The organism is Enterobacter asburiae, assembly GCF_008080435.1.
Taxonomy (GTDB): domain Bacteria; phylum Pseudomonadota; class Gammaproteobacteria; order Enterobacterales; family Enterobacteriaceae; genus Enterobacter; species Enterobacter asburiae_C.
The window spans coordinates 355,548-375,976 of sequence record NZ_VRKN01000001.1; the positions used below are offsets into that span (position 1 = coordinate 355,548).

The following is a 20,429-nucleotide window of genomic DNA, read 5'->3' on the forward strand; positions in this document are numbered from 1 at the left end:
CTTAATTCGCCGCGCGCCATGCGCCGACGGCCGGATCGCGCAGCTGAGGACGCAGGGTGTCAATCAACACGATATTCAGCGGAGTGCCAGGTGCGACCCAGGCGCTCCACGTTTTTTTCACCGCCGCGATACGCGCCTGCAGTTTTGCATCATCGCTGGCGATTTCACGGGAAATCTCCACCGCTACGGTGCCGTTGCTCTTCCAGCTGTTCAGGGTGTTATCGTAAGGCAGGATCATCCAGCTCTGGTCGCTGTTTGGGGTGCTGAATACCATGCGCTCTTTGTTGACGGAGGTGATCAGCGCGTTTTCAGGATCGGCGCTTTGATTCAGTCCGGTCACCGGGAAGCCATGGATGTACGTCACCGCCATCTCTTTCTGTCCGCCGTTGCGGGACTGCGAAACAACGGTGTGTCCGCTCAGCCAGCTGCCGTTACCGCAGCGGGTGGTGTCAGAATCCGGAATAAAGAGCGCCGGTGCGGAAGCGCCCCCTTCCCAGAAGGTCCGCAGGTGGCAGCCGTCCTGCAGGGTAAATTCCTGCCACGGCGTACGGTCTGCAGCGACAGTGCGGGATGCAGCGTTCTGGTCTGGCGGCAGTAACGCGCCGCTGGCTGGGGTTGCGGTGACGGTCGCAGCAGGCGCGGCCTGCTCCTGTTTCACCACCAGCGCCCAGTCCTGCGCTTTGCCTGCCGTGCCCTGCGCCAGCGTGGTACCCGCCGGATCGTTGAGCGTCCAGCTAAGTTTATTCACTTTGCTGCACTGGTGTTCCAGCAGTGAGCCAAGACGCGGCACAAAGTTCTCCAGCACGGAGACGTCTTTCTTGCCGTTTGCCACAATGCGCAGCGCCACCTCAGGCTTACACCAGCTCTGCGGCGTGTTGTCTTTGATGTTGTCGATCCAGATATCCAGCTTCTGCGCAGGAGACTGCACGATGCGGAAATTCTCAGCCTGCGCGGTGGAGGTGACCGCCAGAAGTGCCAAACCCGATAGCCAAAGTTTCATATCGTTCCTTGTGTGTCTAATCAGTTCCGCAGGGAAGAAATTGTGCTGCGTCAGAGAGAGTGTGCAGCAAAGTGGTGTCCTGAGGGTTGCCCATCCATACCGCCAGGGCAGTATAGTTATCCTGAGCATTCCCTTCCTGTTCGCCATTCTTTTGAATGATTTGGTTCATTAAGGTCAGCCACTCCTGCGGCGTATTGACCATATGCAGCGACTGCTTCATTTGCTCTTCGCTCACGCCGTGCCAGAAACCGTCGGTGCAGAGTAAGAATGCATCGCCGTCTTCAACCTGCACCACGTCGCTGTAGCTCGCTTCCGGCCCGCCGTTTTCAATCCCCAGCGCCAGATAGAGCAAATTGCTGTTCAGGTTGTCGGTCTGGTGCCCGGCATCTTTCATCTGCTGCACGAGGCTGTGGTCGGTGGTCACATGCCACAACCATCCCCGGCGAAACAGGTACAGGCGGCTGTCTCCGGCATGCGCCCAGTAGGCCAGCCCGTAATCGCGGTCAATGAACAGGCTGACCAGCGTCGTGCCCATCCGGCGATAGTCCTGCACGGCCTGCTGTTCGCTGAGGATAGTGCGGTTCGCCGTCTGTACGTAGTCTCGGATATGCTGCGCATTAAGATGTTTGTCGCCATCGAAACGGGAGATAATGCTGTTGCGGGCCAGCTCGGCAGCCATCTCACCGCCCGGCAGGCCCGCGATGCCGTCGCAGACGACAAAGCAGGCTGAACGTTCCCCTATGGTTTCTCCCGTCTGATCCTGGTTGCTGGCGCGCGTCCCCTGGCGGGAGAGAGAAGCCGTTGCGATATTCATTTGTCTTCCGATCCGCTCTGTGAGTCTTTGTACTGATTCACCTCCATGTCATACGCATGAAGGAAGGCCTCGCCGAACAGGGTGTGGAAGTCATCCTCAATCTCGCCAGCCGTCTCGCCATAGCTGCGAACAAAATAGTCCCACAGGGCGGCTTTGCGGCTGCCCGGCAGCGCCAGACGAGAGGTCATCCCATTCTGCTTCGCCTGCTCTTCCAGCTGTTCCGGGTTAAAGGACTGTAGCATCGCGGCAATAATGGCGCGGATACCGGAGATCATGCCCAGCTGGTGCGCCTGCAGATCGATCAGCGCGTCGCGCACCGATTTTGTTGGCGGCATAAAGCCCGGCATCGGGGTGCCGAACATCTGGATCAGCACGGTTTTTCCGGTCGGTAACAGCTTGAACGGGTTGTTGGCATCGTCCAGCACCATGGTCATATCGGCTTTCACGCCACGCTTGAGGATGGAGCGCGAGGAGAGCAGCGCCACGGTTCCCTGAGAGAACATGCCGAGGATCTGCCCCAGCTGACGCATATTTTCACGGTCAAACTGCGGGACGGGCTGCATTTCGCTCAGACCCATACCTTCCAGCAGCGCCTCCAGCAGTTCACCCTGCAACACTTCGCCCTTCTCACCGTTGTTCGCCGTGGCGGTTGGGGAGGCGGCGTTATTGACCGGGTCGATGCGCAGACGGCCCTTCGGGGTCTGAGCGCTGCTGCGCGCAACGGCCTGTGGCGTTGGCATGGTGAAGCCTGCGTAATCCGATCGTGCGGGCTCTTCTTCAGCACGCGGTTCTTCCTGCGGCTCAGGGGCGAACAGCGGAGAATCGGCCAGCACGTCCTCTGCCTGCTCAGGTTCCGGCACTGGCGCTGGCTTTTCGTCAAGAATGTCATCCGGATGGGTTAATGGCGCGCCGCCCATCAGCCCGAGCGGGTCGTCATGACGCGCGGCTGGCGCGCTGGCCTTACCGCCAAACAGGGCTAGCGGATCGAGCTCATCCGTCGCCTCTTCTTCTGGCTTAACGGGGTTCGTCTCGCCCGGCGGCACCAGCGTTGACGGGGTGACGTCGTCAAAAATACTCTCCTTTTTGAACAACGCTTCGTCGCTGAACAGCGCGTCCGGGTCGACATTCTTACGCTCAAGCTTTGGATCGCTGTCGTTGAACATCGCCAGAGGATCTTCAGCGTTACGCTCCGGGGCCGCAGGCTGGGAGAAGGGATCGTGCGATGCAGCAGGCTGCGGTTTTGTGCGGTTGCTGGAGATGCTGTCGGAGATGGAGAACTCCTGCATGAGGCTATCCCAGATTTCCGTTGGCACGGCGGTCGGCTCGGCTTTCCCACGCGGTGCGGCACTCGCCGGTTTCGGTTGCGGAGCGGGCGCGGGTGCGACTGTCGGACGCGCCTGCTGGTGCAGGCTGGCCGCCATACGGCTCACGGGCTGGGTATCGTGGATCAATTCTGTCACTTCGATACGGTAGTCATCAATACCGAGAATGTCGCCATCCTGCAGTTCAACCTGACGCCCTCGCTCCAGCGGAATGTCATTTAATACCACGCGGGTGACGCTGCCACGGTTGGTCACGCGGCATTCGCCCTGGGCGTCAACGTGAACAATGGCCTGCAGACGAGAGATGGTGCGGTCATTATCCGGCAACACCAGATTGTTATCCGTACCGCGCCCAATGGTGCCGCCCGGGGCGTAAAAATCACAGCTGCTTTGCGGCGGCTGATGACCGGGTTTCGTAGAAATAATCGTGAATCGCATGGCGTATTCCTGCTGGTATGATTAGCGCTCAAACGCTGCCGCTCTCGGGGCGAGAACGGCGGCGTTTGGGGCCGATTCCATCTGTTCTATTCTGGCGTTTTGAGCGGACGAATCGCGTCGCTATTGGCGATTAAGTTGCACTTCAATACCTGATAATGACCCGGTTCAGTACCGCCTACTTTCTCTTTCAGTAAAGAAACAATCACCTTGTCGGCTTTTTCAAAATTCTCAGCAGGGAGATTGCTTGCTTCGAGCCAGGCGGCGGCACTGGCCTCTGCATCAGCTTTCAGGGCTTTGCTGTCCGCAATCTTACCGATACACCGGTTTTGTACCCAGTTTTCAAAAATTTGTTGCTGAGAAAAAGCACTAACATCAGGCAGCGCTTGGGCATAAACAACAGAGGCATTTAATGCCAACACGAGCAGCAGTAAACGTTTCATTTCAGGCTCCAGAATGTTGCGTTGGTACGTGCCCGGTAAACAGTAGTCATCAATGCCGAGAATATCGGCATCCGCCCGGGGCGTGAACCGCAGCATTTGGGGTTAACACATTCTATTCAGTCTGCGTAAGCTTAAACTGGCCTGAAGGACCTTCTTGTAAGGTGAAACGGGCCGCATAGCGAATAGAATCATTTTTCCCAGACACCTTCAGGGCAACATCATATTCTCCGGCTTGCCACGCAATCCCCTTCCACTGGTGACACTGTTGGGTCGTTAACGTCACCTCAGGGCTAAACGTTGATGGCGGCGATATCGCTTTCCATTCATTTCCCGCGCGTTTCATTATGGTGGGCGAATGACTGGTAACAGGCGCGTCTAACCCGGCGTTAGCAGGGATAGCAAAGCAGGGTTCGTTGTTCTTTAGCGTAACCGAAAGCGACTGATATTGTGCTGGATGAGAAACACAGGCGCTCACCGTTAATGCGATTGCTACAACACTGAGTAACTGTTTCATAACCATACCCGCCGGTCTTTAGGATTTTGAATAAACAACGATAATACCTGCAGGTATTTATCCTTCAGGTCGGGTCCGATAATCCCCTCAAACCCTGCAATGTTTCGGAAATCACCCAAGCCGTAATTTATCAGATAATAAAAATCTGAAATGATAGAAGCCTGCTGCTCCATACCAAAGTCCGACAGTTTTTTATCCGCGGGCAAAGAATAATTATAACTTGCTGCCCAACTGAATGCGCCTCGGGTTCGAACATTCATTCCAATTTGATGCTGCAATACATGCACCATTTCGTGAATAAACCAGTGTTTATATCGCGGAACCTCTATCGAGAAGTCATCCCGATAATGCGGCTCGCGGAAATAGAGCTCACCATTAGGAGTCATCGCGACATCTGTCGACTGCATATTAAATGGCAAATAGCTTTTATTATGGACTTTAACTTCTGAGTACTTTATTGCGTCACCAAAAACCGAGCGCGCCAATGCTATTTCGCCAATGGTGAGAGGACGGGTGCCTCCTTCCTGCAAGCTTGCCATGCTATCTTCCTTCCCGGTTGATAATGACCGGGGAAAACTCCCCGGCCACATACGCAATTACGCTTCTTTGTTCTCTTTGATGTTCCAGCCAGCGCTGCTTTCAGCACCTTTACCACCAGACGTGGTCTGCTCCCAGTACTGCTGTTTCACTTTCGCAGCCTGGAATGCATAGGTCACACCAACGGTATCGCCGTTGTCTGCACCGGTGTACTGAACAGAGGTGACCAGCACATCTTCCAGCGTGATGCGGGAGTATTCCACCTGCTGGCCGCCGGCTTTACAGACGGAGAGCTCAACTTTAGTCAGGTGTTTACCGCTGGCGCAGTGTTTCAGGATAGCGGTGGTGGATTTGTCGATCAGCGCGTTAACGTGCAGGTCGTTAAAGTTCACTTTACCGGCACCGCCGCCACCGCCAACGCTCATATTACCTGGCTGGGAAGCGCCCCAGGAGAAGGAGGTAATATCAGTCCAGCCGGTGTGGTTAGAATCTTTAGATTCGCCCGTAACACCCTCGACCTTCAGAAACATATCAATAGCCATAATATCTACTCTTCGTGGATGAACAATATTGCTTTCGAAAAAGCACTTATATGGCAAACAGGAAAGCATGGGGCTGAATAAAACCGTCCATATTTTACCTCTGCCTCATATCAAACGACTCATGTCATTTGACAGCCTTACATTCCTCCGAAATAACGGAAGGAATGTGAAGTCATTATTACCGTGCGTTATTCTGGAACCTGTTAAGGACAGCATTAACAATTTAGCCGTCTTTCATGCCGGGTGGCGCTGTGCTTACCCGGCCTACATTGAGCAACGATATCAATAGATTGCACGTTTGATTGTAGGCCCGTGCAAGCGTAGCGCCGCCGGGCGAAACTCACAAAACGCACTTTGTCAGCAGTCTGACGCTTTTACGCGTCTTTCGTCTTCAGCGACGGCAGTTTAGAAACCAGACGCAGGGAAACGGTCAGACCTTCCAGCTGGTAGTGTGGACGCAGGAAGAACTTCGCGGCGTAGTAGCCCGGGTTGTCTTCAATCTCCTGCACCTGCACTTCCGCAGCCGCCAGCGGTTTGCGGGACTTGGTCTCCTGAGAGGAGTTAGCCGGGTCACCGTCCACGTAGTTCATTACCCAGTCGTTCAGCCAGCGCTCCATCTCTTCGCGCTCGCGGAAGGAGCCGATTTTGTCGCGCACGATGCACTTCAGGTAGTGAGCAAAACGGCAGCAGGCGAACAGGTACGGCAGACGAGAGGCCAGACGCGCGTTAGCGGTCGCATCCGGGTCATGGTACTCCGCCGGTTTTTGCAGCGACTGCGCGCCAATGAAGGCGGCAAAGTCGGAGTTTTTGCGGTGAACCAGCGGCATGAAGCCGTTTTTCGCCAGCTCGGCTTCACGACGATCGCTGATGGCGATTTCGGTTGGGCACTTCATGTCCACGCCGCCGTCATCGCTCGGGAAGGTGTGGCACGGCAGGTTTTCCACCGCCCCGCCGGACTCCACGCCGCGAATCGAGGTGCACCAGCCGTACTCTTTGAAGGAGCGGTTGATGTTGGCGGCCATCGCATACGCGGCGTTCGCCCAGGAGTAGCTGTTGTGGTTCGCGCCGTCGGTCTGCTCTTCAAAGTCAAAGCTGTCGACCGGGTTGGTGCGGATCCCGTACGGCAGGCGCGACAGGAAGCGCGGCATCACCAGGCCCAGATAGCGGGCATCTTCGGATTCACGCAGTGAACGCCACGCGGCGTATTCGGTGTTCTGGAAGATCTTGGTCAGGTCGCGCGGGTTGGCCAGCTCCTGCCAGGACTCCATCTGCATCACGCCCGGTGCGGTACCGGTGATAAACGGACAGTGTGCCGCAGAGCCGATGCGCGCCATTTCACCCAGCAGTTCAACGTCCTGCGGGCTGTGGTCGAAGTAGTAGTCGCCCACGATGCAGCCGAACGGCTCGCCACCGAACTGACCGTACTCCTGCTCGTAGATTTTCTTGAAGATCGGGCTCTGGTCCCAGCCCACGCCCTTGAAGCGCTTCAGGGTGCGGCCCAGCTCCTGCTTGGAGATGCTCATAAAGCGGATCTTCAGCATCTCGTCAGTTTCAGTGTTGTTCACCAGGTAGCTCAGACCGCGCCAGGCGCTCTCCAGCTTCTGAAACTCTTCGTGGTGAATAATCTGATTCACCTGCTGCGACAGCTGCTCGTCGATACCGGCAATCAGGTTCTGAATCGTGCGGTAGGTGTCGCTGGAGAAAGTGACGGTATTTTCCAGCGCCTGCTGCGCCAGGGTTTTGACCGCGCTTTCTACGGCCGAACGGGCCTGATCGGTTTTCGGACGGAACTCTTTGTTCAGCAGCGCGCTGAATTCATCCTGGCTAAACGCCTGACCCGCCTGCTGCTCATGTTGTTGAGTCTGGTTGCTCATCGATTATTCCTCGCTACCTTTCGCGCTTTCGTCATTTTTCGGCAACTGGCTCAGGGATTTGAGCAGTGTCGGATCCTGCAGAATTTTAGCGATCAGCTCTTCCGCACCGTTTTTGCCGTCCATATAGGTCAGCAGGTTGGAGAGCTGGGTACGTGCTTCCAGCAGCTTATTCAGCGGCTCAACCTTGCGGGCCACCGCATCCGGCAGGAAATCATCCATGCTGTCGAAGGTCAGATCCACGTTGAGCTTACCTTCGCCGGTCAGGGTGTTATCCACCTGGAACGCCACACGCGGCTTCAGCGCCTTCATGCGTTCGTCAAAGTTGTCGATGTCGATTTCGAGGAATTTACGCTCGTCGACGGCCGGCAGATTTTCAACCGGTTTGCCGACCAGATCGGCCATGACGCCCATCACAAACGGCAGCTGAATTTTACGTTCTGCACCGTAGATCTCTACGTCGTACTCGATCTGCACGCGGGGGGCACGGTTACGTGCGATGAATTTCTGCCCACTGTTACTCATTGCCATGATGTTCTCCATCAAAGATGCGCGGTGAAGGTGAAACGGCAGGCTCCATGCCTGTCGTCATAATGCCTGGACGCGTTATTCGCGGCGCCCAAAGATGTTTTCAAGTTGGTTAACGCCGTCTGGCGCCAGGTCGCGAATAATGTCCATAAAGTTAAGTTCTGACAGCCGCTGCACCCGTTCAATCATCAGCGGTGCGGGGTGGCTCGGTTCGTACTGCGCAAAATACTGTTTCGCTTTTTCCAGCATCAGCTGTGCGTCGGCGCGGCTGGTAACCTGCACGCTGCGCCAGTCGGTGACCGGCTGAACGGGTTGCGCTGCCGCCGATTGCTGCTCAGCCTGTGGTTCAGCCTGCGCCTCACGGTTCGGCAGCAGCTTGCTGATGTCGGTCACCTGACACGCGCTGGCTACCAGTCCGACGGTTTTCAGCAGTTGCTCCATTTCGGGCACGCCGCTTTCACCAAGATGCCCGGTGAGCAACTCGCGAATGACCAAAAGCCGTTCATTAATGACGATGACCGCTGCGGTGCCAGGCTGATCGCCACGGGCCAGCTCGTCAATCAGCCGTGGACGCCCGCCGGGATAGTCCGGACATTCCGTCTTGCTGCCATCCAGCAGGGCCTGGGCATCCCGGAGCGAAATTTCATCGCCGTTTGAACGCAGAAGCGAGGCGTTTCGCACGGCGACGGTGAGGTCGGATTTATCGCTCAGCCCTGCCAGGGCGTTAATGCGATAGAACGGATCGGTTTCGCCATACTCTTCCAGCAGCGGGTAGAGCGTTTCCCAGTAACGGGCGATCGCCTCCTGCACCAGTAATAATCCGTCCGCGTAGCCCGCAAGCCCACGGCGGCGTGTCCAGGCATGGGTTAACGCCAGCAGTACCCGAAGATCTTTGGTGCGGGTCAGCAGGCTGGTGGCGAATTTTTCTACCGTGTTCCAGTCAGCAGGCTCTGCCGGGATAATGGTGTCGCCAAACTGCTGTTCCGCTTTCCCCTGACTGGCCTGATTCATGATCTGGAAGTCGGCGTCGTACTCCAGGTTTTCGCCGCAGGGCTTTTCGGGGCTTATTGGCGCGAGAAATTCTTCGATATTCATGAGATCCCTGCTTATTCAAACATAGGCGGATAGAGACCGTGACGCCCCGGACGGGCGCCCCCTGCAGGGTCGAACAGCAGGGTGAAAAGCTGCCCGGTAAAGTTACCGCTGTGAACATGGGTGTACAGCGGGTAACCGTCGCAACGGTTGGTCCACCAGTAGCTGGTCTGACGCAGCGGATCAAAACACTCAGCCGCCTGAGGCCAGCCCAGCGTGCTCTGGCCGTCCTCGTCATAGCCAATCACATCAAGGATGTCGGAACGCTTTTGCGGCTCGACGGGCTGCGGCGCCGGAATGGTCATCAGCATCTCATCCAGCTGCGAGGCGGAAAAACTGTTGCGCACCGCGTGCAGTCCCAGGCGCCCAATCTGCTGGTACCAGCTTTCGGCCTGGCTGAGCAGGCTGGTCGACCACTCTGACGGGGCGAAGCTCAGTTGAAGACACACCGGGTATTGTCGGCCAACGCTGTCGCGGCCAGGCAGCAGACAGCCCATCTGGATCATCTGGCTACCCAGCATGGGCGGTACTACAAAATTCCAGACTGGCGCTTTGTGAAACTGGCGCTCGCCGCTGCGCTGCTCTTCCTGCTGCCAGGCCAGCAGACCGACCTGGAACCAGTGCGACCACTGGCGCTGTAAAGTGTCAGGAAAGCGACGCTGCAAAAAATCTCCGGCGCTGGGTAATTTGCCATACCAGCTGTAGCGGTTCATCGCAGGGGTATTCGTCATACGGCTGTCCTTGCGGTTATGGGCATGAGAAACGGGGAAGCTGGAACGGGTTACGAATGCTGTTTGGCGCAAACTCCAGCGTGACCTGATGTCCGTCGACGTTGAAGGTGGCCTGACGGCTCAGACTACCCGCGCCCGGGCTGGTGCTCGCTTTATCGAAAAAGCGGTTCAGCGCCCAGGCGCCGTTGGTGACCAGCGTCGCCGTGCTGCCGTTAGCCAGCCCCAGCTGCATGCGCACCTGGTTGGTGCCGCCCGGCCCCGGCCAGTTCATGATCTGCACGGCCTGAGGACCGTGGCTGTAGCGCAGCAGCTGGCCGTCAACGTCCAGCGTCAGGTTCAGGATGGTGTTATCCATTCGTACGGTGCGAACCGTCACCTTAAAGGACGGCGTCGTTGCGCCATTAGCAAAGAAGGCGTCGCGAATAGACTGAGCCTGCTGGAACGGTCTCAGCAGCCCTTCACTTCCCGGCAGCGTTTTACCGTCGATGCCCGGCATAAAGCGCCAGTTTGCCTGCGTGGTGTCCACTTTATTGGTCAGATTGTCGCGGAAGAAGGCGTCCATCAGCCCGGTCCCCGGCGCAAACATGCGCGCGAGATCGTCGGGGGTAACCTCCGTGCTGGCGCTGCGCACCAGCGGGTAACGACCGGCGATTGCCTGGCGGCAGAAACCGCCCACTTCAACGTTAATTCGCTTACGCACGTTTTCCAGGTCACGACGCTGGGTATCGCTGCTGGCGCCTACCGCCATATTGCTGAACATGGTTTGCAGACCGCCCGGCAGACGACCGGCGCTGGCCTGCAGACGGCTGATCGCCTCGCCGCCCGGTGCCGGCATGCCGCTGTTGGCCGCATCCTGGACGGCGGTCAGGTAGCGATAGAGCTCATCCACCTGCTTGAGAAAATCGTCAAACACGATGGTCTTCCCGCCCTTTTCCAGCGGCTGCGCCAGCTCAATCATCGGCGCATAGTGGTCAGTGACCAGCTGTTCCGGCGCCTGGGTGACCACGGCGGCCTGGGTCGGCGCAGCGTCATTGTTGCTGAACAGGGCTTCCAGCGTTCGGGTGGCACGGTTGCTCTGCGCCTGCGCTTTACCCGCATCGTCCGGCGCTGGCGCATTGCGTGACAGCGTCAGGACCTGGCTCAGGTTCTGCACCAGACGGCGCAGCGGCGAGTTTGCGCCGGAGAGCAGGCGCGCGGTGTTGATGCGCTGGGAAAGATCGGCGCTGTTATTGAGCTGAATGTCGGCGAGGAAGCGATCCCAGTTAGCGATAAAGTCGCGCATGTAGAGCTGGCGCACGGCGTTATCGATCTGCTGTTTATCCTCCTGCACCGTCGCGGCCCCCAGCACCCAGGCGTCGTCCTCGTGCAGGGCGGTGGTTACGCTGTCAATCTGGCCGTTAAAGCTTTTCCAGTAACCGTCCGGCGTATACAGACCCGGCACGCCTTCGCTCACCGGCTTGCCGCTTTTACGTGAAAACACCAGCTCGCTCTGCGGTCCGCCCAGGTCAGAAAGGGAGACCGGCTTCAGGTTGTCATCATGTTCCAGCAGGCGTTTGAGACGACCGTATACGCGCGTCGAGAGCGGCTGCTGGTTGATCATCGCTCTTTCGCGGGCAACCAGAGATTCATCCTGAGCGTACGGCGAGGCCTGAATTTTCGGTTCCAGCAGCTGCGTCAGGTGCCATTCAAGCTGCTGCAGCTGCGCCTTCGTGACGTTCTGCGGCAGGTTACGCTGCAGATTGAGCATCACCCACGAATGCAGGAATTTGCCGTCGTAGTGCTTCGGCTGATACAGCATCTGATAGGCTTTCAGCGCTTCATAGCTGTATTCCACATCGCTGCCGTTGTCGTTGCGAAGCCAGGTGGTAATGTGCATGGCGACGGCAGGCAACAGCATCTGATCCAGCGCTTTCTGGTACAGAGACTGCGAGGCATCGCTGACGTCATCCCCGCGATAGAGCCCCATACGGCGGGATACGGGCGGATCGTTCACATCAAACGCGTCGCTTTTCGGCAGGTCGACCAGACCGTTCAGCAACGGAAGCAGTTCGAACAGGTCACGCTGAGTCTGGTTCTGTAAGGCTTTGCTCTGCTGGTCCAGCAGCGGCACTTTCGCATCCACCTCTTCCAGATAGGCCTTGTTTTTGGCATAGCTGGTGAGCCACAGTCCGCCGAGGATCACCAGCAGGGCCAGCAACGCCGCGTAGCCGGACCAGATTACCGCCCGGTTGCGCAGCTCCCACCAGCGGTTTTCGCCTGCGATCCCGGCTTCCTGGAATATGACGTTTTGCAGCAGGTTCTTAATGAAGAAACTCTGACCTTTTGCGCCAGGGATAGGCGCTTCTTTGCTGACCGAGTCCCAGTTATCCGCCTCCGCCCCTTCCGGCAGCGACAGCGCGCGGTTCAGTTCGCCCATCACGCGGTCGAACGGCATACCTTCCTGAGTCCCGCTGGCGAAGTAGATCCCGCGCGGCGAGAACTCGGTTTCGAAGTTGGAGCGGGCGAAGACCGTGCTCAGGTAGTCCGCCAGCAGCGGACGCAGCGCGGCGAACTCCTGCGGGAAGAGATACGCTTCTGCGCGGGTTTTCGCGTCATGCTCTTTCAGCATGGTTTCCGGCAGCCCGGCATCGAGGCGCTGCTGTAACAGAGAAAACTCCTGCTGGAAGTTGCCCATCAGGTCGTAATCGGCGTGTTTGGTTTGCTCCCACGGCAGCGTAAAGCCCCAGATCTGGTCGCGCTGCGCTTTGTCGTAGTCGGCAAACCAGGCGCGGAAGCCTTTAAGGAGGTCGGCCTTGGTCACCATCACGTACACCGGGAAGCGGATACCCAGCTGTTCATGCAGCTCGGACAGACGCTGACGCAGATTCACCGCCTGCTGGCGGGACGCCTCGGCAGACTGGGTAAGCAGGTCAGAAATGCTGATGGTGATAATGACACCGTTGATCGGCTGGCGGCGGCGGTACTTACGCAGTAACCCCATGAACTCCAGCCACTCGCCGGCGTCCTGCACCTGCTCGCTCTCCTGGGTGGTATAGCGGCCCGCCGTGTCCAGCAGCACCGCCTCATTGGTGAACCACCAGTCGCAGTTACGCGTGCCGCCAATGCCCCGCAGCGCGGTCTTACCGAAACGATCGGCCAGCGGGAACTGCAGCCCGGAATTGACCAGCGCCGTGGTTTTACCGGAGCCCGGCGCGCCGATAATGACGTACCACGGCAGCTGATAGAGATATTGCGTGCTGAAGCGCTGCGTCCACTGGGCGCCCTGACCCGCTTTGCTGAAGTGCGCTTTTTTGAGCATCTGCGCGGCTTCATCAAAACGGCTGGCGAGGATCTGCTCCTCGCTGTTCAGCCGCTTCTGCGGATCCGCGGCTTCCGGGCTGGCGGTATTCTCTTTGAGCTTGTCCATCAGCTTGCGGTTTAGCCAGGCATTGTACAGGCGCGGCAGAATGTGGCCCTGCGCCCAGAGCAGATAGACCACGGCAATGCTGATAATACGGTTCTGTTCAGACTCAAGCGGTCGGGTGTCCACGATGGACAACAGAGGACCAATCATCCAGATCACCGCCGCAAGCGCCGTTACGCCGAGGAAGCTCCACAGAATGCGGTTGGTCAAAATGGAAAGAAGTGTAGTCAGCATCCTTAGTTTCCTTGCGGCAATCCGTTCAGCTCAGCCTGAGTGTTTTCAGGCGACACCAGCAGAGTAATTTCCACACGGCGGTTACGGGCGCGATTTTCAGGCGTCGTGTTCGGCGCCACCGGGTTAATCTCGCCCCGCCCTTCCGCTTTCACGCGGCCTGGCTGAGAGAGGCTTCCCTGCAGCATTTTCTGTACCGAGCGGGCGCGTTCCAGAGAGAGTTCATAGTTAGAGGCAAAGCGCGCGCTGCGAATCGGCACGTTGTCGCTGTAGCCCACCACCAGAATTTTGCCGCTGACGTTATTCATCGCCTGCGCAATGCGGTTGATGACCGGTTCATAGCGGTCACGCACCACGGTAGAGGCAGAGGCAAACAGCCCATCGCCTTTCAGGATAACGACGCTGCGATCCGCTTCGTCTTTCACCGCGACCAGGCCAGCCTCGATTTCAGGTTTCAGGAAGCCGCGCAGGTTCAGCACCGCCGGTAGCTGACGGGCCGGTTGCTGAATAGTGGTTTCCGGCAGCTGGGACTGGTAAATCTTCGCCAGCACCGGGCTGGTGTTATCGCCAAGACGCCAGTTAAGCACGATATAAAACAGACAGGCGATAAACCCGGCCAGCGCCACGCAGGCCCACAGGGGAACCATCGGCCGCCAGAGCTTGCGCAGCACCGGACGATCTTCCGGATGGGGAGAAAGCGGCGGCGGATAGCTGCCGCGCACGCCGCGGATCATCTGCCACAGCCGCTGCTTGATGGTTTCAAGCTGGGTGCGGCCATTATCCAGCACCCGATAACGTCCTTCGAAGCCCAGCAGCAGGCAGTAGTTGATCATCTCCAGCAGCAGAATATGCTCGCGCGGGTTCTGCGACAGGCGCGCCAGCAGTTGAAAGAACTTCTCGCCGCCCCAGGTTTCGTTATGGAACGTCACCAGCAGACCGTTGCTTGACCAGACGCCGCTGCTGCCCCAGGGGGTGAGCGCGGCGGCCTCATCGAGCGCCGTACACAGGCAGTAACGTGCCCCGACGATCACTTCGTAGGGCAACCCCGCCTGCTGGCAGCGAACTTCGAAACGGCGAATCTCATCGATCAGGCGTTGGCGTAGCGCCACCTGATCGTCATGGGAGACCGAATGACGGATCTGCGGAATCGCATTGAGCAGCGGATTGGCGGCTGCCACCAGCTGATTGTTGCTACTGGCTCCGGTAAACGCGGCATCACTGCCGGTGTCCTGTCGTTCCTGCATATTAAGCGCTCGCTTTATTATTCTGTCGGGCTACGGATGGCCCAAAACTCCATATCCAGCCCGGGGAATTCCCCTGCAAGATGCAGGGCGAATGCACCGGACTTATCCATCTCGTGCCACAGCTCGCTGCCCTTCTCCAGTTCAAAGTAGCTGTAGCCGGCATGCCACGGGATCTGCGGCGGCGCAACCGGCATGGCGCGCAGCATAATGCCCGGCAGCTGAAGCTGAACCAGATCGCGGATTTTCGAGACTGGCGCGACCTTCATCTGCGCCGGGAAATGGGTTTGCAGGTGTTCGCCAGGCACATTGGCTTTAACCGCCAGCACGAAGCCGAACTCACGCACCATGCTGGTTTCAGGCACCGTGGCGATGTTCAGGCCGTGAGAGCGTTCGTTAAGCGGCAGCTGAATCGCGTGGTCTTCCATCACCAGCGACAGCCCCTGACGCAGCATCAGCATCAGTTTGCTGAAGCAGTTTGCCAGATCGTCATGATCGTAAATCGGCAGCACGCTTTCAGCGGTACGCTGTGACGTCCAGGTGGCGAGCTCGGTCGCAAACGGCAGCCAGCTGCGCCAGAGGGTTTCCGGATGCATCAGCGGGAGGGTTTTTAAATGAGAAACCTCGCCCAGATGACGGTTAACCAGCGACAGCAGCGTGAACTCAATCAGCTCGGAGGTATTAAAGCGGCCAGGCTGGCGCAAACGACCGCCAATTTGCTGGCTGCGCTGCACCAGCAAGCCGTGCAGATCGTTGATCATGCTGTAGATCTGCGGGCTGTTGTTGGCGTTGAGCATTGGCGGGATGTAGCTGTTGTCGAGCCGCACATGGTTGTCGTTACGTTTCTCTGTCACAAACGCCACGCCGATGGCGGTCCATTCTGCCGTAAGGTCTTTTTCCAGCATCAGGGTCAGACGCAGACGGCCAAACTGGACGGTGGCATCCCCCACCGACATGGCGTTGTCGTCTTCCACCTCTTGTTCGAAAGCGATGAAGCGCGCCAGCGAGGCCGGCTCTTCGCTAAAAATCACCTCTTCTCTCTCGCCCCGACGGACCGGCAGTGCGAGCACCACCTTTTCGTTGGTGAGATTGTCAGGAATTTTCAGCGGTACAGGACCGTTGCGCCCGTTACGTACCTGGAAAAAGGTGCCATCCGGCAGCAAGCCACTGCAATAGCTCAGGGCAATGCATCCCTGACGAAGCATCGCTTCATCCAGTTCAACGTCAAGAAAACCCCAGAGATATGACCGCTGTAGCGCACCCCATTCACGAACATGGTTGAGCAGATAACTTTCAGTCCGCTGAAAATGGTGTGGACGCAGGAACATGCCTTCGGTCCAGACGACCTTTTCTGCTTTCGTCATGATGATGTGTTTCCTGTTTTGAAGCGCGTTACTGGCTGATGACCCGAATGCCGTTCACGTCGAGAAAAACGTTGGCCTGAAGTTCATCTGCGGACCATTTCCAGAACTGGTAGATATGATTTTCCCCAGGTACAGGCAGAGGGAGTGAAACGCGCCATTTTTTGCCATCCAGCACCTGATACTCCGCCATCACGCCGATGTAGCGGGCCTCCGGAGAGCTTTGCCCACTGAGGGTTTTGGACAGCTGTCCCGGCATCAGGAAGAACACGTCGCTGTTCAGCAGATTCGCGCCAAGCGTGGCTGACGCGTTGTTCTGCAGAGAGTAGAAGTCGCTGGACATGAAATCCGCATCGGATTTCAGCAACAACACCCGAACCTTAAGCGGCGCAGATTCATTGATTTGTGGATGAGCCTGAAACTGCAGATTGTAGCGGGAGGGGTCGCTGTGTGAAGACGACGTACAACCACTGACCAGGGCGAAAATCACCGCGTAAAAGAGTAACCACAGCTTATGAAAATTTTTATTATTCATAAAAATGCGCTCATGAAAGCCGTTTAGTTCAGGATCCAGGTACCGTTAGCGCTGTCTTTACAGGCTTTGCTGTTGCCATCGACATCAACACAGGTCGCTTTTTTACGCGCCTTAGGACGAATGGCCTGTTTACGCACGGCGGCGTCGTACTGGTCGGCCTTGATCACGGCGCGCATCGGGACGTAACCAATCAGCTGATCGTTACCTTCATCGGCAAGCGCCATCCAGTAGTGTTCAACCTGCCCCAGCACCACATACGTTTTTCCGGTCTCGAGGTTGCGGATAACTTTACCGCCAAAGTCAGGACGGCTCATCAGGGAGGCCGGATACATGGCGCGATACGGCTCGTTGACCGGCGTGAACTCCGTCGGCGGCGTAACGGCGTGACGGTGGGTTAAGGTTACGCCGTTGACCTGGCTGGTCTCGATCGTATCGTCGTTGATCACAGGTTTCTGCGGCGCTTTACAGCCCGCCACCGCCATTACAAACAGAAGTGAAAACAGTACGCGCATTTTCATATGCTTTTCCGTAGCGATATTTCGATGATGGAGATAAGGGGATGAAGTTTGACTTAAGTGCTATTGTTAAAATAGTCAGGATATTTTCGGGGCGTTACTATTTTAAGGGCATAGCTACCGCACGAGCCCTTCAGAATAAGGCCCAGCGTCTTCCTGACATATTTTGACAAACGGTAAACAAGTTTACATGAGCTTCGCCTCAATTCAATATTTACCGTTACGTAACTGTTGGTAAATGAAGCAGTCGGCAGATTATAGGATTAATCCTAATAAAAAATCCTACATGGCCTACACCCATTTATTTTTTCATCAAAAATCAATATAACTGCTTGTTATATAAAACAAAAACACAAAAGAGAACCACTTTCATTAAAGCAATATAGCTATTATCGCCACTACCATAATTAGTAGAATTCGCGTATTGGTGATGTCAGAAGAATATATCGCCGATGAATTATTTGTTGCACTAACAATGTACCTTTAATATTTAACGCAGTTTACGCCTTGAATGTACCTATTTCACTTATGCAGTCCGGCGTTAATTTCACGGCTCAAAATAACTTTATATTTCACGATGTGATAATTACCCTGTCAGGCATAAATTATCCCCATTAATCATTAAGCCTGAGTTAACCTTCCTGTCATTATCGCAACCGAAAAATGCACGCAATTGCCCGCCAGTCGCGAGCATTGTCTATTTCTACCGCTCGCAAACTTCATTCGAAGTTTTATTGGTGCTACATCCTTCCTTGCTCATCGCCATCTATCTCGCCTACCGGGTGATAGATAAGATTTATTATTGAAATGATAAAAATTCGTTATAATTTCTTTAAATACTTAAACATCAGTTCCTGTAAATCGCTGTAATAAAAAGAATTTAAGATAAAGCATTTTTCCGCACCGCATGCGCGTAGCCATCCGGTCATCATTGCTTTCGCTTATTGTCCTGCGCAGCGCTTTTATGGGTTCAGACGTTGTGTGACCGAACAAATCAGGAGTGGGTATGAACAAAAAAAGACGCTCAGTGCCAGGTATCAGACACTATGACGGTCCTGCCGGAGGCTGGGGTGCATTAAAAGCGACGGCTATCGCGGTACGTACCCAAATGGATACCCTTGATGCCCCCGCAACGCTGCTGCGCACCAACCAGCCTGACGGTTTTGACTGCCCGGGCTGCGCGTGGCCCGATAAAGAACACAAATCGACGTTCCAGTTCTGCGAGAACGGCGCCAAAGCGGTGACCTGGGAAGCGACCAGCAAACGCGTTACCCCCGCGTTTCTGGCAGAAAACAGCGTCTCCTCACTGCTGGCAAAATCGGACTTTGAACTGGAAGGCTACGGTCGACTGACGCATCCTCTGCGCTATGACCGGGTAAGCGATACCTTCCGGCCTGTCGACTGGGACGAGGCGTTTCAACACATCGGCGAAGTATTGCGCGGGCTCGAACCGGATCAGGTCGAGTTCTATACCTCCGGGCGAGCCTCTAACGAAGCGGCGTATCTGTTCCAGCTGTTCGCTCGCGAATACGGCACCAATAACTTCCCCGACTGCTCGAATATGTGTCACGAGGCCACCAGCGTCGGTTTGCCGCGTTCAATTGGTATCGGGAAAGGCACCGTCTCGCTGGACGACTTCGATAAGACCGAGCTGGTGATCTCCATTGGTCATAACCCCGGCACCAACCATCCGCGAATGATGGGTACTCTCCATGAGTTGGCACGTCGCAATGTGCCGATTATCGTCTTTAACCCGCTGCGCGAACGTGCCCTGGAACGTTTCGCTGACCCGCAAAGCGTGATTGAAATGGCGACCTACGGCTCAACGGATATCGCCTCGACCTATTTCCAGGTCAAGGCCGGGGGCGATGCCGCCGCGCTGAAAGGCATTGCCAAACACCTTCTGGAAATGGAGACCGAACACGGTGACGTGCTGGATCACGCATTTATTGCCGAACACACCCAGGGCATTGAGGACTTCGCCGCCGATATCGCGCAAACCCGCTGGGACGAGATCGAGCGCGAGTCGGGCCTGAGCCGTGCGGCGCTCAAAAAAGTGGCCGATGCCTATGCGAAATCAAATGCCACCATCATTACCTACGGGATGGGAATTACCCAGCACAATAAAGGCACGGCGAACGTTCGACTGATTGCTGACGTGCTGCTGCTGCGCGGAAATATCGGCAAGCCCGGCGCGGGAATATGCCCCCTGCGCGGCCACTCAAACGTTCAGGGGAACCGTACCGTCGGGATCAGCGAGAAACCCACGCCGGCCTTCCTGAACCGTCTCAAGGACGTATTCGGCTTTGAGCCACCGTCTCACCACGGACACGATGCGGTGCAGGCCACGCAGGCGATGATTGACAGCCGTGCGAAAGCGCTCATCTGCCTCGGCGGTAATTTTGCCGTCGCGATGCCCGATCACGAGCGAGGTTTTCCGGCGATGGGTAACCTGGAGTTGAGCGTGCACGTCGGCACCAAGCTGAACCGCACCCATCTGCTGGTCGGTAAAGAGACCTTTATATTTCCGTGTCTCGGCCGTACCGAACTGGATATTCAGGCCACTGGTCGTCAGTCCATTACCGTCGAAGACTCCATGTCGATGGTGCATGCCTCATCCGGCAAGCTGAAACCCGCCTCACCGTTACTCCGTTCGGAACCCGCTATCGTCGCCGGCATGGCGAAAGCCACCCTGCAGGCCACTCGCGTAGACTGGTTGACGCTGGTTGAGGATTACGACCGGATCCGCGATCTGATCGAGCAGACCATTCCGGGCTTTGAGAACTACAACGCGCGCATCCGCGTTCCCGGTGGCTTCCGCATGCCGCTGCCGCCGACGCAACGTATCTGGCCAACGGCGACGGGAAAAGCGATGTTCTCGGTGTTCGACGGTGTTCACGAGAACGCCAGCGGTGAAGGTGAGCATGTTCTGCGGCTGATCACGCTGCGCAGCCACGACCAGTACAACACCACCATTTACGCCCTGGACGACCGCTACCGTGGCGTGTTTGGCCGCCGCGACGTGCTGTTTATGAACGAAGACGATATGGCGCAATCAGGGCTGGAACACGGCGACCGCGTGGATATCGAAACCGCCCTCCCCGGCAACGTTCAGCGTCTGAAAGACATTACCGTGGTGGCGTACAACATCGCGCCGGGCACGGTCGGCGCCTATTACCCGGAGGCCAACGTGCTGGTACCGCTTGATTATCTGGATAAGGACAGCGGTACGCCGTCGTATAAATCCGTTCCGGTTCGCATCACCCTGCGCTCAAAAGAGATCCGCATGCTGTAAGGCTGCTTGCGCAGAGATA

General features: G+C 56.8%; 17 protein-coding genes. 1 reads left to right on the top strand and 16 read right to left on the bottom strand.

Annotation, left to right across the window (positions count from 1 at the left end; translation table 11 throughout):
* Position 1: 1 nt before the first annotated feature.
* From FU672_RS01640 to FU672_RS01715, 16 genes are all read right to left on the bottom strand, one after another.
* Complete coding sequence (locus FU672_RS01640; protein ID WP_148241894.1) at positions 2–1,000, bottom strand: hypothetical protein; 999 nt, start codon at positions 998–1,000, stop codon at positions 2–4.
* A gap of 16 nt (positions 1,001–1,016) precedes the next feature.
* Positions 1,017–1,814: a PP2C family protein-serine/threonine phosphatase gene (locus tag FU672_RS01645; RefSeq protein WP_148241895.1), complete on the bottom strand. Its 798-nt coding sequence runs from the start codon at positions 1,812–1,814 to the stop codon at positions 1,017–1,019.
* Positions 1,811–3,574 carry a type VI secretion system-associated FHA domain protein TagH gene (tagH, locus tag FU672_RS01650; protein WP_148241896.1) on the bottom strand — a complete coding sequence of 588 codons (1,764 nt, stop codon included), beginning with the start codon at positions 3,572–3,574 and terminating at the stop codon, positions 1,811–1,813. The genes FU672_RS01645 and tagH overlap by 4 nt, the downstream gene beginning before the upstream one ends.
* Positions 3,575–3,660: 86 nt before the next feature.
* Entirely contained in the window at positions 3,661–4,014 is a 354-nt protein-coding gene (locus tag FU672_RS01655) for a T6SS amidase immunity protein Tai4 family protein (RefSeq protein ID WP_148241897.1), read from the bottom strand.
* A gap of 112 nt (positions 4,015–4,126) precedes the next feature.
* Positions 4,127–4,534, bottom strand: coding sequence for a putative T6SS immunity periplasmic lipoprotein (locus FU672_RS01660; RefSeq protein ID WP_148241898.1), 408 nt, complete (start codon positions 4,532–4,534; stop codon positions 4,127–4,129).
* Positions 4,525–5,067 carry a hypothetical protein gene (locus tag FU672_RS01665; RefSeq protein ID WP_148241899.1) on the bottom strand — a complete coding sequence of 181 codons (543 nt, stop codon included), beginning with the start codon at positions 5,065–5,067 and terminating at the stop codon, positions 4,525–4,527. The genes FU672_RS01660 and FU672_RS01665 overlap by 10 nt, the downstream gene beginning before the upstream one ends.
* Before the next feature lie 57 nt (positions 5,068–5,124).
* Complete coding sequence (locus tag FU672_RS01670; RefSeq protein WP_008502640.1) at positions 5,125–5,607, bottom strand: Hcp family type VI secretion system effector; 483 nt, start codon at positions 5,605–5,607, stop codon at positions 5,125–5,127.
* Between the two features lie 374 nt (positions 5,608–5,981).
* Complete coding sequence (gene tssC / locus FU672_RS01675; protein WP_148241900.1) at positions 5,982–7,481, bottom strand: type VI secretion system contractile sheath large subunit; 1,500 nt, start codon at positions 7,479–7,481, stop codon at positions 5,982–5,984.
* A 3-nt stretch (positions 7,482–7,484) separates the two neighbouring features.
* Entirely contained in the window at positions 7,485–8,009 is a 525-nt protein-coding gene (gene tssB, locus FU672_RS01680; protein WP_008502644.1) for a type VI secretion system contractile sheath small subunit, read from the bottom strand.
* A gap of 75 nt (positions 8,010–8,084) precedes the next feature.
* Positions 8,085–9,101 (bottom strand): type VI secretion system protein TssA, encoded by a 1,017-nt coding sequence (tssA, locus tag FU672_RS01685; RefSeq protein ID WP_148241901.1) that lies wholly within the window; start codon positions 9,099–9,101, stop codon positions 8,085–8,087.
* Positions 9,102–9,112: 11 nt separating this feature from the next.
* Positions 9,113–9,829 carry a type VI secretion system-associated protein TagF gene (tagF, locus tag FU672_RS01690; protein WP_023312158.1) on the bottom strand — a complete coding sequence of 239 codons (717 nt, stop codon included), beginning with the start codon at positions 9,827–9,829 and terminating at the stop codon, positions 9,113–9,115.
* 16 nt (positions 9,830–9,845) lie between these two features.
* Positions 9,846–13,466 (bottom strand): type VI secretion system membrane subunit TssM, encoded by a 3,621-nt coding sequence (gene tssM / locus FU672_RS01695; RefSeq protein WP_148241902.1) that lies wholly within the window; start codon positions 13,464–13,466, stop codon positions 9,846–9,848.
* Between the two features lie 2 nt (positions 13,467–13,468).
* The gene (locus tag FU672_RS01700; RefSeq protein ID WP_063440429.1) at positions 13,469–14,707 is read right to left on the bottom strand and encodes a DotU family type VI secretion system protein; all 1,239 of its coding nucleotides are present in this window, start codon (positions 14,705–14,707) and stop codon (positions 13,469–13,471) included.
* A gap of 17 nt (positions 14,708–14,724) precedes the next feature.
* The gene (gene tssK / locus FU672_RS01705) at positions 14,725–16,068 is read right to left on the bottom strand and encodes a type VI secretion system baseplate subunit TssK (RefSeq protein WP_148241903.1); all 1,344 of its coding nucleotides are present in this window, start codon (positions 16,066–16,068) and stop codon (positions 14,725–14,727) included.
* 28 nt (positions 16,069–16,096) lie between these two features.
* Positions 16,097–16,600, bottom strand: coding sequence for a type VI secretion system lipoprotein TssJ (tssJ, locus tag FU672_RS01710; RefSeq protein WP_148241904.1), 504 nt, complete (start codon positions 16,598–16,600; stop codon positions 16,097–16,099).
* 23 nt (positions 16,601–16,623) lie between these two features.
* Positions 16,624–17,118: a hypothetical protein gene (locus FU672_RS01715; RefSeq protein WP_032647696.1), complete on the bottom strand. Its 495-nt coding sequence runs from the start codon at positions 17,116–17,118 to the stop codon at positions 16,624–16,626.
* 1,003 nt (positions 17,119–18,121) lie between these two features.
* Here FU672_RS01715 and FU672_RS01720 point away from each other — a divergent pair.
* On the top strand, positions 18,122–20,410 hold the full coding sequence (locus FU672_RS01720) for an FdhF/YdeP family oxidoreductase (RefSeq protein WP_148241905.1): 2,289 nt from the start codon (positions 18,122–18,124) through the stop codon (positions 20,408–20,410).
* Positions 20,411–20,429 lie beyond the last annotated feature (19 nt).

Coding starts and splice junctions, on each gene's coding strand:
- FU672_RS01640 (WP_148241894.1), bottom strand. CDS start 1,000: ATGAAACTTTGGCTATCGGGTTTGGCACTTCTGGCGGTCACCTCCACC.
- FU672_RS01645 (WP_148241895.1), bottom strand. CDS start 1,814: ATGAATATCGCAACGGCTTCTCTCTCCCGCCAGGGGACGCGCGCCAGC.
- tagH (WP_148241896.1), bottom strand. CDS start 3,574: ATGCGATTCACGATTATTTCTACGAAACCCGGTCATCAGCCGCCGCAA.
- FU672_RS01655 (WP_148241897.1), bottom strand. CDS start 4,014: ATGAAACGTTTACTGCTGCTCGTGTTGGCATTAAATGCCTCTGTTGTT.
- FU672_RS01660 (WP_148241898.1), bottom strand. CDS start 4,534: ATGGTTATGAAACAGTTACTCAGTGTTGTAGCAATCGCATTAACGGTG.
- FU672_RS01665 (WP_148241899.1), bottom strand. CDS start 5,067: ATGGCAAGCTTGCAGGAAGGAGGCACCCGTCCTCTCACCATTGGCGAA.
- FU672_RS01670 (WP_008502640.1), bottom strand. CDS start 5,607: ATGGCTATTGATATGTTTCTGAAGGTCGAGGGTGTTACGGGCGAATCT.
- tssC (WP_148241900.1), bottom strand. CDS start 7,481: ATGAGCAACCAGACTCAACAACATGAGCAGCAGGCGGGTCAGGCGTTT.
- tssB (WP_008502644.1), bottom strand. CDS start 8,009: ATGGCAATGAGTAACAGTGGGCAGAAATTCATCGCACGTAACCGTGCC.
- tssA (WP_148241901.1), bottom strand. CDS start 9,101: ATGAATATCGAAGAATTTCTCGCGCCAATAAGCCCCGAAAAGCCCTGC.
- tagF (WP_023312158.1), bottom strand. CDS start 9,829: ATGACGAATACCCCTGCGATGAACCGCTACAGCTGGTATGGCAAATTA.
- tssM (WP_148241902.1), bottom strand. CDS start 13,466: ATGCTGACTACACTTCTTTCCATTTTGACCAACCGCATTCTGTGGAGC.
- FU672_RS01700 (WP_063440429.1), bottom strand. CDS start 14,707: ATGCAGGAACGACAGGACACCGGCAGTGATGCCGCGTTTACCGGAGCC.
- tssK (WP_148241903.1), bottom strand. CDS start 16,068: ATGACGAAAGCAGAAAAGGTCGTCTGGACCGAAGGCATGTTCCTGCGT.
- tssJ (WP_148241904.1), bottom strand. CDS start 16,600: ATGAATAATAAAAATTTTCATAAGCTGTGGTTACTCTTTTACGCGGTG.
- FU672_RS01715 (WP_032647696.1), bottom strand. CDS start 17,118: ATGAAAATGCGCGTACTGTTTTCACTTCTGTTTGTAATGGCGGTGGCG.
- FU672_RS01720 (WP_148241905.1), top strand. CDS start 18,122: ATGAACAAAAAAAGACGCTCAGTGCCAGGTATCAGACACTATGACGGT.